The 15675-nt window shown below is 42.2% G+C and carries 11 protein-coding genes; all 11 read right to left on the bottom strand.

Annotated elements, in window-relative coordinates:
• Nucleotides 1-5: 5 nt before the first annotated feature.
• The 11 genes from P2W82_RS10910 to P2W82_RS10860 all read right to left on the bottom strand — a co-directional run bounded on the left by P2W82_RS10910 (nt 6) and on the right by P2W82_RS10860 (nt 15656).
• Entirely contained in the window at nt 6-1118 is a 1113-nt protein-coding gene (locus tag P2W82_RS10910) for a polysaccharide deacetylase family protein (RefSeq protein WP_336515914.1), read from the bottom strand.
• Between the two features lie 59 nt (nt 1119-1177).
• Complete coding sequence (locus P2W82_RS10905; RefSeq protein WP_336515913.1) at nt 1178-2308, bottom strand: glycosyltransferase family 4 protein; 1131 nt, start codon at nt 2306-2308, stop codon at nt 1178-1180.
• A gap of 336 nt (nt 2309-2644) precedes the next feature.
• On the bottom strand, nt 2645-4030 hold the full coding sequence (locus P2W82_RS10900; protein WP_336515912.1) for an undecaprenyl-phosphate glucose phosphotransferase: 1386 nt from the start codon (nt 4028-4030) through the stop codon (nt 2645-2647).
• 58 nt (nt 4031-4088) lie between these two features.
• Entirely contained in the window at nt 4089-5228 is a 1140-nt protein-coding gene (gene wecB / locus P2W82_RS10895) for a non-hydrolyzing UDP-N-acetylglucosamine 2-epimerase (RefSeq protein WP_336515911.1), read from the bottom strand.
• Between the two features lie 2 nt (nt 5229-5230).
• Nucleotides 5231-5980 carry a WecB/TagA/CpsF family glycosyltransferase gene (locus tag P2W82_RS10890; RefSeq protein ID WP_336515910.1) on the bottom strand — a complete coding sequence of 250 codons (750 nt, stop codon included), beginning with the start codon at nt 5978-5980 and terminating at the stop codon, nt 5231-5233.
• Nucleotides 5967-7142, bottom strand: coding sequence for a glycoside hydrolase family protein (locus P2W82_RS10885; RefSeq protein WP_336515909.1), 1176 nt, complete (start codon nt 7140-7142; stop codon nt 5967-5969). The genes P2W82_RS10890 and P2W82_RS10885 overlap by 14 nt, the downstream gene beginning before the upstream one ends.
• Nucleotides 7135-9288, bottom strand: a complete 2154-nt coding sequence (locus P2W82_RS10880; protein ID WP_336515908.1) for a bi-domain-containing oxidoreductase — start codon at nt 9286-9288, stop codon at nt 7135-7137. Before P2W82_RS10880 ends, P2W82_RS10885 begins: the two co-directional genes overlap by 8 nt.
• 553 nt (nt 9289-9841) lie before the next feature.
• The gene (gene asnB, locus P2W82_RS10875) at nt 9842-11737 is read right to left on the bottom strand and encodes an asparagine synthase (glutamine-hydrolyzing) (protein ID WP_336515907.1); all 1896 of its coding nucleotides are present in this window, start codon (nt 11735-11737) and stop codon (nt 9842-9844) included.
• A 71-nt stretch (nt 11738-11808) separates the two neighbouring features.
• Entirely contained in the window at nt 11809-13704 is a 1896-nt protein-coding gene (asnB, locus tag P2W82_RS10870; protein WP_336515906.1) for an asparagine synthase (glutamine-hydrolyzing), read from the bottom strand.
• Nucleotides 13705-13710: 6 nt separating this feature from the next.
• Nucleotides 13711-14787, bottom strand: coding sequence for a glycosyltransferase family 4 protein (locus P2W82_RS10865; protein WP_336515905.1), 1077 nt, complete (start codon nt 14785-14787; stop codon nt 13711-13713).
• A gap of 11 nt (nt 14788-14798) precedes the next feature.
• Nucleotides 14799-15656, bottom strand: a complete 858-nt coding sequence (locus tag P2W82_RS10860) for a polysaccharide deacetylase family protein (protein ID WP_336515904.1) — start codon at nt 15654-15656, stop codon at nt 14799-14801.
• Nucleotides 15657-15675: the final 19 nt, after the last annotated feature.

Here is a 15675-nt window from a genome sequence, read left to right as displayed (position 1 = left end):
GCTGTTTATTTTTTAACTTTTACAAGTGAAGGATTCTCGTCAAGCTCTTTCGCAAAAGCAGACAGCGTTTTAAACTCAACTTCGTTACCATACTTATCCTGGATATAACCAAGGAATTTCTCAATATCATTGTAGTATTGAGGATATTGTTTGGTATGACATTCGATCAGCACCGGAATGCGTTCGTAAGGCGTCTTTTTCAGATTACCAAGAACGCTGTCGATTGACGACTTCAGGTAGGTGAAAGGCTGATTGCCGATTTTCAGGTGTGTTGTATATGGCTTCAACCCGAATTTCAATTTACTCTCATTATTGAATGGGGAGAGGGCTTTTACTTTTTCGGGAACGGGCTGATCATAAAAATGCCTCATCGGATCCAGCGGATTCACTTTGCTTTTCATTAAGCGGTAAACAAAACTGCCCAACGGCACGGGGCCCGGAGAGTAAGGCTGAAGCGGGATAACAGAAATATTATTCTTCTTGGTATCTACTTTCCTAAGGTCCTCGTAATCCGGAGAATAAGGCATCACGGTTTCCTCTACTTCCATATAGTCAACACCGTTTCCTGGAAGTGCCATGCCTTTTCTTACACCCATTACTATCTTGATACCTGCTTTATCCAGCTCCTGCAGTAATGTATTCGAAGGCTGTAATCCCCAGGATCCGCCTTTATATGCAACGACTTTATAATCTGGTTTTATTGGTTTTACCAGCTGTTCGAGATAGCTTACTGATTTTGTGATCAGCTCATGTTGAACAGACTGATCATAACGACCAATATTCCAGTTATCACGCAGATAAAAATAGCCGTCTTTATTTTCAGCTTTAAACCATTGCGGATGAAGATGGAGTTGAACATCAAAACCGTACTCCGCCATGAGGCGAATATTATCATCCCAGAGATTTTTCTGTACGCGAAGGTTATAATCGGAATCAAGGACCTTGATGTATTCGAGCTGTTGCGCCACTTCCACCATAAAAGTGAGATTAATACCGAGGCGGCGTGCGAGTTTCATAAAATACAATGATGGCAGGTATTGCAGCTGCGCCACATTGCCTAATCCATTGCCCAGAACTTCCCAGTCATCTTCAATCAGTATGCAAAATCTCTTCTTCATGTTTTCGGTTTGTTGTCGGTAAACAGCGTTTTCGGGGTACGATCTTATCTTAACCATATTTATAACGTATAAGCGGCAAAAATCTTTTTGAAACCTTCAGACCATCTTTCCCAGTTCAATCGCGTACGGTACAATTCGCGGGCTTGTTCCTGGAACTGCGGGATTTTTCCGCTGGCCAGTAGAGCGGCAATCGATTCTGCAAAATCTGTTCCGGTCGATCCCAGCTCGAGTTTGTATCCATTCACTCCATCCAGCACATAATTTCCGATACCGCCCGTATTGTGCGTGAAAATCGGAAGACCAAAGGCAGAAGCCTCTGAAAAAGCAATTCCTGCTGTTTCTGCCTGCGTCGGCAAAAGTAAGATATCTGACTGTTGCAGGTTGTACATCAGTTTCTGGTAGTCTTCAGGTTTGTTTTTATTGAGAAAACCTACCATTTCGATATAGGGATTATTATGAAACCTTTCCGGCGTGGCTACCCCAACGATTCGCAGAACTGCGGGAATACCCAGTTTTTCATTCAGCGCATTGATCGTGTCGATCGCTAAATTGCCGCCTTTCCGATCCCATTCAACACCCAGGAACAGAATACGGAGTTTATCGGAAGGTTTACGTTCAAACTGCAGATCCTTCTGGTATACATTGGCGCCAAATTCGAGGATGCTGATCTTCTCCGGAGGAACGCCATAATCGTTGACCATGGATTTTTTCGCCCACTCGGAGGTAGTGATGATCTGATCTGATTTGCCCAGTGTTTTTCTTTCTATCTCATTTGCCTGGCGGATATTAAAATCCATAAAATTGGAGTACACATCATAATATCCATGCAGGGAATGGAAAGTGGCATCGGACAGGTACACGATCTTTTTGTCTGTCGGCAGATTGGCAACAAACGGAGCAGCCATTGGCGCAAAAAGGATATCCATTTTTTTTAGGGTATCCATGTCCGTATGCTTCGCATATTGGTGCGACATAAAGCTGGTCAGTTCCAGCGAATAATTTTTCTTTTTTAACCTGCCGAGTTCGTAAACTCCTTTCGTGAATATTTTCACCGGCAGGTTTTGCGGTTTTGCGATCCTGACCCAATGCGCTTCGGCCATTGCAGTCAGCGACTCGTAGGATTTATAGATAATCCCCGAACGTGCGGTCTTATCCGCGGGATCTGTCAGGGATAGAAAACCTACTTTCATGATGATTCATTTATTTTTTTTAGAGCCGGCAAAACGACGAAAGCCGAATTACAATCTCCGAATTGACAAACCTCACAGTGTTGTCAATCATTTATTTTTTTTAAATTTTTATTTTCTTCTTCGTCCTTCGCCCATTTTCTACATTCCGTCCGCCGCGGCGGACGGCTACAAACAGGATGCTCCTTCCGGAGCATGAACGTTTCATCTGGTCGCAATTTTAGATGAATTTGGCACTCGCAATTTTGAACTTAAAACTTTGCACTTAAAACCTTCAACAGCATCTCAGTTTTACATTACCGGCTGTTCCCCTCCGGCCTCCTTACTCCTGCCTCCCTCTTAATACGCATTTTTATCACCGCGTATCGTCACATACACCGTCAGCAAAATGATCTTCACATCAAGCCAGAGACTCCAGTTCTCCAGGTACCAGATATCATGTTCAATTCTTTTCCGGAGCAGTTCCGGATCCCGGATCTCCCCTCTGAAACCGTGAATCTGCGCCCAGCCCGTAAGACCCGGTTTTATAAAATGACGAATCATGTATTGTTTGTACATGTTGGTGAAATCGGTGGTATGTTTCAGCATATGCGGCCTCGGTCCTACAATAGACATATCGCCAAGAAATACATTAAAGAACTGTGGCAGCTCATCGATATTACTCTTACGAAGAAACCTGCCCAGCGGTGTCATCCTGCTGTCATTCTTCGTAACCTGTTTCAGGTTGGCTTCATCGTTTACTTTCAGGCTTCTGAATTTGAGACAGCGGAAAGGCTGATTGTTTTTACCGGAACGAAGCTGGATAAAAAATACAGGTCCTTTGGAATTGAGTTTGATCAGCAATGCCATCAAAGGAACCAGCCATGAAAGAATGAAGATGATCACCAATGTGCTGAACATAATATCGAGGACGCGTTTCTTGATCTTATTTCCGGTATCCTCGAGCGGTTCTTTTCTCAAGGAGAGAACCGGTATGTCACTTACAAAGTCGACGAATATATTTCTGTTTACGAAAATCTGGTAGTCGGGGACAAACTTGAAATGTATAAATAGGTTTTCTGCTTCCTTAGCAAGGTCGTAAAGGTATGGATTGGACTCAGGAGCAATGGTCGAATAGATTTCTGTAATGTTATTGGCTTTTGCAAAGTCAAGACTCTGACGAATATTTCCGGTGATCGGATATTCAGCGTTTGCAGCGGCATGTTCGTCATCATCAAAACAACCCAGCAGGCTTACCAGTTTTGTTTCGTTTTCAAAATACTGTATCAGCCTTTTTGAAATATTGTTATTCCCGATAACGATGACATTCTTTTTGAGCTGGAAGTTGGTTTTTAGCGATTCTACCAGTCCCCAGAATACGATCCTGTTGACCAAAAGGCCCAGTCCGAATCCAATAAAACTCAGGGTTACAAACAGCCTTGAATAATCATATTTAGTGATGAAAATAAAAAACAAAACTCCCATCACGGAGAATACAAAACATTTGAAAGTCTGTTTTGAAAAGTTCTGGATATCCAGCCAGTTTTTACTGAGGTAGAGCGCAGTAATGAATACCGACGCCATCCAGAAAATATTGTAAGCAAAAAAGTAAAGAAGGTATTCTTTCTTTTCAAACACGTCGGCCCTCTGAACAAAATAGCTGATGATGAATAGTACAATATTCAGCGTAAGGAGATCCCAGAGCCAGAGAATGGTACGATAAAAGTAAAAAGATAATTTATTCATATTATCAGTGCCTGGGCCTTACATGCCGGCAGTCGCTGAGTTCACGTATTCGTGTACGTTAGCTGACTGTCGCCATTACTTTTGCCTGTTTGGTATTTTCAACTGTATTGGAATAAAGTTTCACTAATATATTTACGATCCTTTCAGATGTTTTGCCATCCCACAGTTCAGGAATACCACCTTTTTTCCATTGATTCGTCCGCACTTTTTCCAGGTAAGGGGCCAGCTTACGGGGATCCGTACCCACCAATTCATTGGTGCCAATGGTGATGGTTTCTGGTCTTTCGGTTGAATCTCTCAATGTCATACAGGGAATACCCAATACGGTTGCTTCTTCTGTGATTCCACCTGAATCAGTAATGACTGCCTTTGCATTTTTTACAAGGAAAATAAATTCAAGGTATCCCTGGGGATCAATCTGGATCAGCCTTTCGTGCTGGTAGTTCAGACCTTCGAGTATTTTCCTGGTACGTGGGTGAACAGGGAACAGGATCTTACTGTTACCTGTACCCGATATTATCGAATCGAGTAATCTTTTCAGATTCGCAGGATCATCCACATTTGCCGGACGGTGCAGGGTGACCAGGTAGTAAGACTTTACTTCCAGGTTTTCTGAAGCCCAGCATTCGGGCTGTTTCAGGTGATCCAGGTGCTGATAAAGTGTATCGATCATTGTATTGCCCACAAAATGGATTGCGGATTCGGCAACGCCATTTTTTCTCAGGTTCTCATTGGCTACCTCGCTGGTGGTAAAAAAATGATCTGTTATTGAATCAGTAACTATGCGGTTGATTTCTTCCGGCATCGTCATGTCGCCGGAACGGATACCTGCCTCCACGTGTACTGCATCGATACATAGTTTCTTTGCCGTGATTGTACAAGCCATGGTAGAAGTTACATCACCTACTACCAGGATCAGGTCTGGCCGGTGTTGCTGCAATTCTTTTTCAAACTTCACCATAATTCCGGCGGTCTGCTCAGCCTGCGAACCGCCACCCGCTTCCAGGTTGACATCAGGTTCGGGGATTCCCAGTTGTTCAAAAAAATCGTGACTCATTTTCTTGTCATAATGCTGACCGGTATGAACGAGCCTGTACTCCACATCTTTTCCTGCGGCTTTTGCGGCCTTGATAGCACGAATGATAGGAGAAATTTTCATAAAGTTAGGGCGGGCTCCCGCAACGATTGTAACGAGCATGGCTAGGCGCTTTTAATCTTGGGTTTGAATTTTTCTTTCAGGATCAGGTAGATGAACTCGGAGTTCCCTACCAGGTATCGTTTCCACATTCTTTTGGGCTCCTGAATAACCCTGAAAAACCACTCCATTCCAGTCTTCTGCATCCACATAGGCGCACGTTTTACAAAACCTGCTACCACATCGAAACTGCCACCAACACCCATGATGAACGGGATGTTGATCTCTTTTTTATAAGTATTCAGAAATATTTCTTTTTTGGGAGAACTCATCGCAACAAAAAGAATGTCTGCTTTTGAATCTGCAATCTGTTGTGCTACCTGCAGTTCTTCTTCTTTCCTGAAATATCCATTCCTGTACCCGGCGATGATATCGTCTCCGTAGCGCTCTTTGTAGATTCGGGATACTTTCTGAACGATATCTTCCTTAGCACCGAGCAGAAATACTTTGTATTTTTTACGTGAAGAAAGTTTCACGAGCTCGTCCATCAGATCAATTCCAGCAACGCGTTCCGGGAGCGGAACATTCAGGAAGCGCGAGGCCCATACAATGGCTTGCCCGTCCGCATTGATGATGTCACAATCCGTAATGGATCTTTTCAGCTCCTGGTCCTTTTGTGCATTAACCAGCTTGGCTGCATTGATTACGACGTGATGAATCGTTCTGCGTTCCGTAATAGCATTATCAATAATGTCTACGGTCTGCTCCATTGTAAGGACATCCACTGGTATGTCGCAGATTTTAACCCTTTTCATGTTTACTATAGTTCAGGTAGGTGGACAATGCGTAAAACATCCAGGACTGCGACCAGCGCATGTATGGAATTTTCGATGAGAAATATTTATTGATCTGGTAGTAGAAGTAACCCTGGCTGTTCTGCATGTGATCAATAGTCCAGTAGAGCACTTTATCCAGCAATTGTTTGTGCTGATTCACTTTGTTAAGCTTGCATAAGGTAATCACCAGCTGCGCAGGAGCATGCACATCGATCGGATATGTTGAACTGCTGTAATATCTGGGTACGCCTTCTTCGGTGAAAAAAGTTTTGATGTAATAATCAAAACCGATATCGACACAATGCTGGAAACTGATATCACCGGTATAACGGGAATAGTCATGAATACATTCAAGGTTGTACCCGGTATGAAAGTTATCGATCCATTGATGAAAATCATAAGTGCCATAGGCCCATGCACCATTCGGTTGCTGATGTGCGCAACAAAACGCTACCGACTTCCTCGCTTCTTCACGAAGCAAAGGTTCTTTTGTATGATAATAAACTCGCGCCAGCAAACGGCTTCCCAGAAGGGAAGCATTAAACACAACGCTGGTGTCCATCTTCGAATAGGAAAATGAAAAATTGCCGTCTTTATCGTAAGTGCGATTAAGATCTTTCAGTATAAAATCACAGGTGGATCTTGCAGTATCCAATAAAGTTTTATCGCCTGTGATATCATATGCATCAAGCAAAGCAGACGCTACAAACACAGATGCAACAACAGTAGGTGTTCCTTTCGGCTGGAAAAATGCACGGGCCTCCCAATCAAAATTATAACCCCAGCAGGCACCACTATATCCCGGAGAAACCGTGGAATAAATCTTTTCGATAAAATACTTTGCTTTATCGAGATACTCCTGTTTTGGATCTGCTTTATATAACTGACAATAGGAAGAAAGAAATAATCCCATGGCTTTGGGATTGACTTCTTTTTTAACGCCTACCAATTTCCTGAAGTTGAATGGTGAGCGTTTAAAAAACTGGATCCATACCAGTCTTGTAAAACGCATCTTTGGAATCACCGGCAATGACTGGAAAAGACGGCTGTTCAAACCATCATATGGGTCATAGCCCTGAAACTTTTCAGCTTCACAGAACTCCTTAAGACTGATAAATGAATTGTGTATTTTCTTATTCATCCAGGCTTATCGTTTGTGCGTTTCCGGTATAAAGGCTATCGAGGATCTTAAATGTTGTGATTGTGGTAAGGCAGATAGAACGGAAGGGGATCGGGCTGTCCTGGCCATCTTTCAGTGCCTGGATAAAACGCTCCACTTCTTCTTTATGCCCCTTGCCATTTGATTTCAGCTTCACCACTTTTCCACCTTTGTAAATAATTCCATCTCTGAAATCATTGATGATGGCTGTTTTGCCTCCGCAGAAAACTTCGATTGATTCTTTTGGCAAACCTTTATCGCCATTGGCGAGATAAGTGAGGTTACCCACTGAACCATCATTGAATTTCACAATGATTGCTATGTTATCAGCAGGTGTCAGTTTATCATTCGAACTCGTGATGCATTCTGCATACACTTTTTCAGGTTCAGCATTTGTGAAATACTGCATGAGGTCGATGAAGTGACACATTTCACCTACAATTCTTCCGCCACCAATTTCCTTCTGCTGCAACCAGTGTTCTTTCGGAATAAAACCTGCATTGATCCTGATGTTAACAACCATCGGCTCATCAGCAGAGAGGAATTCCTTTTTGATCTGTTCACTGATCGGGGCAAATCTTCTGTTGAATCCAACCATCAATGGTTGAGAATATTTTTTCTTCGCTTCAATTACTTCCCTCAGTTCCTCGGCATTCATGGCGAGTGGCTTTTCCACGTATACATTCTTCTTTGCAGTCAACGCCCTGATGGCAAGATCAGCATGAGAAGAGTGAGGAGTTGCGATGAATACGGTATTGATCTGGTTGTTGTTCAGTACATCATCTGCCTCTGATGAACATGCATTGAACCCGAATTTTGCAGCAACATTTTTTGCCGTGATTCCCCTGGAAGTAACAACAAAATCTAAAGTTGCGCCGAATGCTTTTACATTAGGCAGAAGATAGCTTTGAGCAAAACTTCCCGCACCGATAAATCCGGTATTTATCGCAGCCAGCGGCTTATTCGAAAGTTTGATCGCAGATGAAAATTTCTTTTCATTTTCTGCATACTTCAGCAAAATACCGATATACGGTTGCTGTACTTTACCGAGAATGATATCATAAGCTTTTTCAGCTTCGGAAATATCAAAAATATGTGTTGTTAGTGCCTGGAGATTGATTGCTTTTTTTGAGAGAAGGTGAAGGAAAGCCTCCATATTTCTCTGCTCGGTCCATCTTACATAAGCGTAAGGATAGTCAACACCGCGATCTTCATACTCTACATCATATCTTCCGGGGCCATAAGAGCATGACATGCGGATGTCAAGTTCTTTACGATAATAATGAGGATCTCTTGGAATATCCGTTTTCACAACACCTACCACCACCACTTTACCTTTTTTCCTCGCGATCGAACCAGCAAGCTCAATCGGGTCGTTGGATAATGTGCCAGCTGTGATAATTACTGCATCAAACCCTTTTCCGTCAGTGAAATTTTCACAGGCAGTCATCAGGTTGGAATCACCCCGGTTTACTGCGGTATCAGCTGATAATTCATTTGCGATTCTTACAAAATTTGAATCGAGATCGATGCCAAACACAGAGCATCCATTGGCCTGTAAAAGCTGGCAGGTGATCTGGCCGATCAGTCCGAGCCCGATTACAGCAACACGCTCACCCAGGCGAGGTTCTGCCTGCCTTACACCCTGCAATGCAATTGCGCCCAGTGTTGTATAGGATGCATCTTCGAAACTCACATTATCCGGAATTTTTGCAATCAGGTTTTGGGGTATGGTGGTGATCTCTGCATGAGAAGCATAATCTGCTCCTGCACAGGCCACCCTGTCGCCCACTTTAAACTGACCACGTGTATCCAGACTGGATAGCACAACACCACTGGTGCTATATCCCAATGCTTTGAGTGAATCCAGCTTTGTTTTTACTTTATTAATCGTCGCAGAAAGTCCTTCTTTCTTGATATTCTGAATAACCTGTGCAACCAGATCCGGACGCTGACGGGCTTTGTTTAAAAGATTTGACTGAGCAACTTTAACGGTACTTCTTTCTGTACCAGCGCTGATGAGGGAAAACTTTGTTTCCACCAGAACCATTCCTTCGGAGAGTGTGGGTTTGGGTACTTCATCTACATACAATTCCCCTGTCTTAAAATTCTGAATAACCTGTTTCATGGTTAGAGGTATTAAGCACTATTGTTCTTAAAAATTCCAGTATCTGAAATACGCTGTTAGACGATTACTGGTTTCGGTTTTTGCATATTACCGGACGAGAAGGGATTCAGAGAATACTTTGGAGATTGCAAAGATATAATTCTGATTATTCTTTGCAAGTCCGGCCACGATTATTAATCATTTCTTTTCTCACAGTTACCTGCTCCATTACCCTGTTGGTTCTGTCAAAAACTGAAAATCAGTTGTAATCTGCCCTTGAAGCAGAATGCCTTGGTTTATAAACGTATTTTCCTGAGAATATATTTTTACGAATTTTTCAATATATCGAAATAGATGATAAGGAAACCCGCAATTTCATTGCAGGCTGACAGCAAGGCAGACCAAATTTTTTTAAGGTGAGGATGTTGGGTGGGAATCTCCCCAGGTAGGGGCTGGAGATGCCTGTCTGTCAGTGATTTAGCTGGATTGATGTGGGAATCCTGGTGATAATTTACATCAAAATTCTCCCACCTGCATCCCGGAGAGGATACAGCAGTTTCAACCACAAACAGGATTATTTATCCAGGAACTCCCGGCACCAAATCTCAAGAGTCAGGAACTGGTAGATCTGGTAGGCATTGTCCTCAATTCCTTTCCTGTCGTTGTCAATAATTTTTTTGACAACCGGGTAGTTGAGGAAACCCCTGCGTTTGATATTTTCTTCAGAGAGAAGATCGTCAACCATTCCTTTCAGATCATTCGAAATCCAGGAACGTATAGGTGCGCCAAAAGCGGCTTTAGGGCGGTTTATTATTTTTTCAGGAACAAATTTCCTGGCTGCTTTTTTCATAATATATTTCCCAACTCTTCCGCGTAGTTTATATCTACCCTGCAAGCGCATTACCTCTTCAATAAAAATTTTATCAACGAAAGGCATTCTTACCCTTACCGAAGCTCCCATTGACGCTCTGTCCGTATATGTCAGATTAAGACCAACGAGAAACATATTGATATCGGTATAGCAAATCTGATTTATTGGGTCGTCACTGAATTTAGACTCAAAAATACTTTTGTGCTCGGCTACTAATGTATCAACAGCTCCCTTGTAATCAAGGGTGACAAGGTCTTTAAGTTGATTTGGACTATAGTACGAATAACTACGCATATATGCCTGGTCAATTGGCAATGAAACAAAACTCAAAAAACGCTTAACCCAACGACCAAAGCGAAATCCTCTTCTCCCGATCATAACCGGCATCTGATTTCCTACCGAAATGATTGTTTTTTGAGCGAATCCAGGCAATTTATTGAAATATTGCTGAGTCCATAGTGTCGCTTTTCCTCCTCTATGACCAAGAAAGATTTCATCAGAACCCATTCCAGCGAGCATTACATTGATGCCCTTTTCTTTAACTGCTTTGCAAATCAAATAGGTATTGATCGCTGCCGGGTCGCCTACAGGCTCATCAAGAATTTTTACAATCTCAGGAAGTGACTTAACGATGTCAGGTTTTATCTGAATAACATTGTGATCAAAACCCATGTGTTTAGCAAGGTATGCTGCATACTTTTCGTCATCAGGCATCTGCTCTACCTTTTTATCCTCTTCAGAAATTGAAATTGTATATGTCGATAGCTGTTTCTGCTTTTTATGGGTAATGGATGATACAAGTGACGAATCCAGGCCACCACTCAGGAAACAGCAGACTTTTACATCGTCATAAAGGTGACGTAATACGGATGCTTCAAATTCCGCAGCTAAGCGATTTGCCAGTTTGGGTTCATCGAAAATCTGGTTCATCTCCTTATCATTAATGTCCCAATACCTTTTTATCTCGATTTTTTGATCCTTGCGATAATTCAGAGAATGAGCAGGCTGAAGCTTTTTTGCGTTTCTGAACATGGATTCATTACCTGAAATCCAGATATAGTTTAAACAGCTAACCAGGGCTTTCGGATCAATAGTTTTGTCAAATCCTGGAATGCTTAAAAGAGTTTTCAATTCCGAGCTAAACGCAAAACCGTTGTGGACCTTTGTATAAAACAGCGGCTTAATACCTACGTGATCCCTTGTCAGAAACAAATCGTTGGTTGTAGAATTATATATTCCAACAGCAAACATTCCATTCAGATACTTGTGCATATCCTCACCAAACAGAATGTACATTTCCAGAATAATTTCGCTGGAATTTTGAGAATTGAGATGTACTTGTTGGCCTTCTAAGAGTTTAACTAATTCTGGAATATTATAGAGTTCGCCATCGAAAACTATAACGTATTCATATCTGCTGTAAATGATGTCCTGGGGAATTGGCCCGGATGAAAGATGAAGATATTGTTGAGAAATGCTGATGTAATTATCTTCCCAGATGCTTTGCTTATCGGGCCCTCGATGTTTTTGTATCTGATTGGATAAATTAGCTAAGGTTGATTTATCAGGCATACTGATAAATCCTGCGATTCCGCTCATTTTATGGTGTTTTTATGGTTAGCGACGAATCGGAATGAAGCTCAGGACCAGGTAATCTCTCTACAACTTCATTATTTATCCAGGAACTCCCGGCACCAAAGCTCAAGAGTCAGGAACTGGTAGATCTGGTAGGCATTGTCCTCAATTCCTTTTCTGTCGTTGTCAATAATCTTTTTGACAACCGGGTAGTTGAGGAACCCCCTGCGTTTGATATTTTCTTCAGAGAGAAGATCGTCTACCATTCCTTTCAGATCATTCGAAATCCAGGAACGTATAGGTGCGCCAAAGGCGGCTTTAGGCCTGTAGATAATATATTCAGGCAGGTGTTTCTCTGCCGCCTTTTTCAGAATGTACTTGCTTTCCCCGTTGCGGATCTTATACTCCCCCGGGATCTGCATAGCTTCTTCAATCACAAGTTTATCAATAAAGGGAACCCTCACCTCAACAGATGCAGCCATCGATGCGCGATCAGAATAAGTAAGATTCAGACCCAACATGAACATGTTGATATCCGTGTTGCAGATCTGGTTTACTTTATCGTAACTGTATTTGGAACTGAAGATATTTTTGTGTTCCTGGTGTAAATCGTCAACTGCATTTTTAAACGGTTGAGTAACCAGGTTTTTTAAACCATCCTTACTGTAATAAGAGTAGCTGCGCATATAAGCTTCATCCAAAGGCATAGAAACAAAACTCAGAAAGCGTTTTGCCCACCGGCCAAACTTGAATCCCTTACTGCCTATCCTAACCGGCATTACTTTGCTCGTCGCTACTGCAAGACTCCTGATGAAACCCGGAAGCATATTGAACTTCAACGCGAGTAAAGTTGCCTTCTGACGACGATAGCCGCCAAATAATTCATCAGCGCCCATACCCGACAGCAACACTTTTACTCCTTTTTCTCTCGCAGCCTGGCAGATGATGTAAGTATTGATGGCGGCAGGATCCCCGATGGGTTCATCCAGCGTTTTCACCATCTGCGGAAGCATCCTGATAATCTCCGGACTGATCTCAATCTCATGATGATCAAGTTTGAATTCATCGGCAAGTTTTCTTGCATACTTTTCATCTTCCGGCATTTTCTCAATGGCTTTATCCCTTGATGAAGAAGCAATGGTATAAGTAGAGAGATTTTTATTCAGCTCACTTGCACACACTGCAATCAAAGATGAATCAAGTCCGCCACTGAGAAAGCTGCTTACAGGCACGTCAGCAACCATATGTCGCTTGATGGTTCCGTCGAGTACGTTATCCAGGTGTTCCACCAGCTCGGCTTCCGTTTTCCCTTCGTAGCGTTTTTTATCATTGAGATCCCAGTAACGATGAATCTCCGGACTTTTTCCTGGCTTGAGTATCAGGTAGTGTGCCGCAGGAAGTTTAAAACAATTCCTGAACATAGATTCATTACCAGAAATCCAGATATAATTTAAGCAACTCACGAGCGCTTTTGGATTCAGCGTTTTGTCGAACCCGGGAATTTTTGTGAGTGTTTTTAACTCTGAACTGAACGCAAAGGTTTTGCCTGTGCTGGTATAAAAAATCGGTTTGATACCGAAATGATCCCTGGCGATAAACAGTTCCTTTGTGTCTTTGTTATAGATCGCAAAAGCAAACATCCCGATGAGTTCATCGAGTGCTTTTATTCCGTAATGACGATACATTTCCACTACAACTTCAGTATCCGATGTTGTATTGAACTGAACATTTTTTTCTTTCTCCAGCTTTTCCTGGAGCTCTTTATAGTTGTAGATTTCTCCGTTAAAAACAGTGACGAGGTTGCCTTTGATAAAAGGCTGGTTCGACCTTTCACTCAGGTCGATAATTGACAAACGCTGATGTGCGAATGCGAGATAATCATCCTGCCATGTAGACTGGTTGTCTGGTCCGCGATGCTGCTGACATTCATTTGCCATTTTTGCCAGCGCAAGGTTATCTTCAAATCCAACAAAACCTGCTAATCCGCACATCGTAGTTTAATTTTTCTTTTGAATTGTTTTTTTGCCATCTAACAGGGCCTCAAACATATCTTTATAAAACGCATAATATGACAAATCCTGATCGTTAGGGTCAGAATTTTGTGACTTTTTGAGCTTCTGAATTGTTTCTGAGATCTTTTCAACGAAATCGTCAGTATTTCTATTTTCATGAAGTATAACTCCCGCCGGTCTTTCCACTGCATCAGAGGTAATAATCGGTTTGCCCAGGAAAATGGCTTCGCGAATGCTCAGTGAATCTCCATCAATATTCGTCGGCCTTACCACCACATCCGATTTTTCCATCAGCCTTACAAATGACAATTTCTCGTTTGCAAGCAGAAATTCATTTTCAAGGTTCATCGACTTTATTTTCTCCTGGTAGTTGTCAAATTTTGACTGGAGATTATCCATGGTTGCGATGTTGAAAACGAAAGACACGGGGATTCCGTTCCTTTTGAGTTTTGCGGTAGCATCGATACACATATCCGTCCCATACAGATCCTGGTCCTTCCATACATCGAGGCGCCAGGCATTTGAACAAATAATTATTCTTCCTTCTTCCCTGGCTTTGATCAACCATCTATTGACATTACCGTTCAGCGCTTTCTCTTCTTCAAACACCGGTGGAAGGAATGCATGTTTTACAATTGTCTTTTCGGCAGGAAGAGAAATCCTTTCCAGCATCACCGGGTTTACAACAATGATCTTGTCTGCAAGATTGAAAAAGAACTGATGAAGCAATCGCTTCCAGTCTTTTTCTCTTTTGTTGTAAGCATGTACAGTAACAACTATTTTTTTACGCAGCAGCCAGGAAGCGAGGATATGGCCCATGCGGAGAATATTAGTTCCTGAATGAATGAATACCGCATCGGATCTTCCGATTATTTTGAAATACCTGAATACATTTAGTGAACGGATATTGAAGTAGTCCGGTTTTTTATCACGGAATTCATCAATAAGTTCTACATCAAAATCTTTCTTCAGTAAATACCAAAGGCGCCAGATATGTACACTCACGCCGCCTGTTGGTGGAGGTACTGGACCAATAATTACAATTTTTTTTCTACTCTTCATCAGCTACAATTTCACGAAGGCAAAAAACGCTGCCATGCGCCACTCGCTTTGGCAAGATTCTCATATTTCCCGCCTTCATCATTGATGGAATAACGGGGAATCTGCAAAGGATCGACACTGCCCGGATCAATTCTGCCGGGTTTGGTAGTAAAGGCCATTTTATAATTCAGCTTTTTCAGCAATACCAATGTGTTTTTATTATAGTCCCCGTTCGGATAAGCGAAATACTCTATTGGTCGGCGAAGCCATTTGCCCAACTGTTCCTTCGATTCTTTCAACTCTTTTTCCTGTCGCTCGAATGAACAATTTTCAAGTATCGGATGAGTGACTGTATGCGCACCTAAAGTAATGAGGTCAACATCACCAAGCCGTTTCAGTTCATCCAGCGTTATGCAGGTTCGTTGAATTTTGAATTTGGTTTTCAGCTGTTTGATTTTCTGATCAAAAATATCTTCGGGCAACGTTTTAAAATCAGCGGGCGCATTCAATCCGCTTACTTCTTTCTGTCCTTTCAATTCTGCAAAATCCCACCAGAAAGAACCTGATTCAACCGGTTCCGTTGGAATAAACATAGCCACAGGGATATTGTATTCACGGATGCTGCGGATCAGATCAAGTGTTTCAACGCTGCCGTCATCAAAAGTAATAACAGCTTTTTTCTTTACTTCAGCCTTCGTTCTTATAATTTGTTCCAGCTCTTTGAGCGTAATGATCGTGTAACCTTTTTTCAGGATCGATTCGATTACTGACCGGAACAACCATTTTTCAGGTTTATGAAAGTAGACGGAAAGGATCCCTTTTTCTTCTTTTGGAAACAGCCGGTTAAAGGCCAGTAAAAATATCGCCAATGATTCTCTTAAAATTTTCATAGATGTTTGTGGCCGAGGA

Source organism: Pollutibacter soli, from assembly GCA_029269725.1.
In the GTDB taxonomy this organism is placed as follows: domain Bacteria; phylum Bacteroidota; class Bacteroidia; order Chitinophagales; family Chitinophagaceae; genus Pollutibacter; species Pollutibacter soli.
Note: the sequence above shows the minus strand (reverse complement) of the source record. Positions and strands in the feature narration are given on the sequence as shown.

What these genes read in the sequence shown, in the direction of transcription:
- P2W82_RS10890 (WP_336515910.1), bottom strand. Translation starts at nt 5,980, where the DNA reads ATGAAAAGGGTTAAAATCTGCGACATACCAGTGGATGTCCTTACAATG.
- P2W82_RS10900 (WP_336515912.1), bottom strand. Translation starts at nt 4,030, where the DNA reads ATGAATAAATTATCTTTTTACTTTTATCGTACCATTCTCTGGCTCTGG.
- P2W82_RS10910 (WP_336515914.1), bottom strand. Translation starts at nt 1,118, where the DNA reads ATGAAGAAGAGATTTTGCATACTGATTGAAGATGACTGGGAAGTTCTG.
- P2W82_RS10860 (WP_336515904.1), bottom strand. Translation starts at nt 15,656, where the DNA reads ATGAAAATTTTAAGAGAATCATTGGCGATATTTTTACTGGCCTTTAAC.
- P2W82_RS10905 (WP_336515913.1), bottom strand. Translation starts at nt 2,308, where the DNA reads ATGAAAGTAGGTTTTCTATCCCTGACAGATCCCGCGGATAAGACCGCA.
- asnB (WP_336515907.1), bottom strand. Translation starts at nt 11,737, where the DNA reads ATGAGCGGAATCGCAGGATTTATCAGTATGCCTGATAAATCAACCTTA.
- wecB (WP_336515911.1), bottom strand. Translation starts at nt 5,228, where the DNA reads ATGCTCGTTACAATCGTTGCGGGAGCCCGCCCTAACTTTATGAAAATT.
- asnB (WP_336515906.1), bottom strand. Translation starts at nt 13,704, where the DNA reads ATGTGCGGATTAGCAGGTTTTGTTGGATTTGAAGATAACCTTGCGCTG.
- P2W82_RS10865 (WP_336515905.1), bottom strand. Translation starts at nt 14,787, where the DNA reads ATGAAGAGTAGAAAAAAAATTGTAATTATTGGTCCAGTACCTCCACCA.
- P2W82_RS10885 (WP_336515909.1), bottom strand. Translation starts at nt 7,142, where the DNA reads ATGAATAAGAAAATACACAATTCATTTATCAGTCTTAAGGAGTTCTGT.
- P2W82_RS10880 (WP_336515908.1), bottom strand. Translation starts at nt 9,288, where the DNA reads ATGAAACAGGTTATTCAGAATTTTAAGACAGGGGAATTGTATGTAGAT.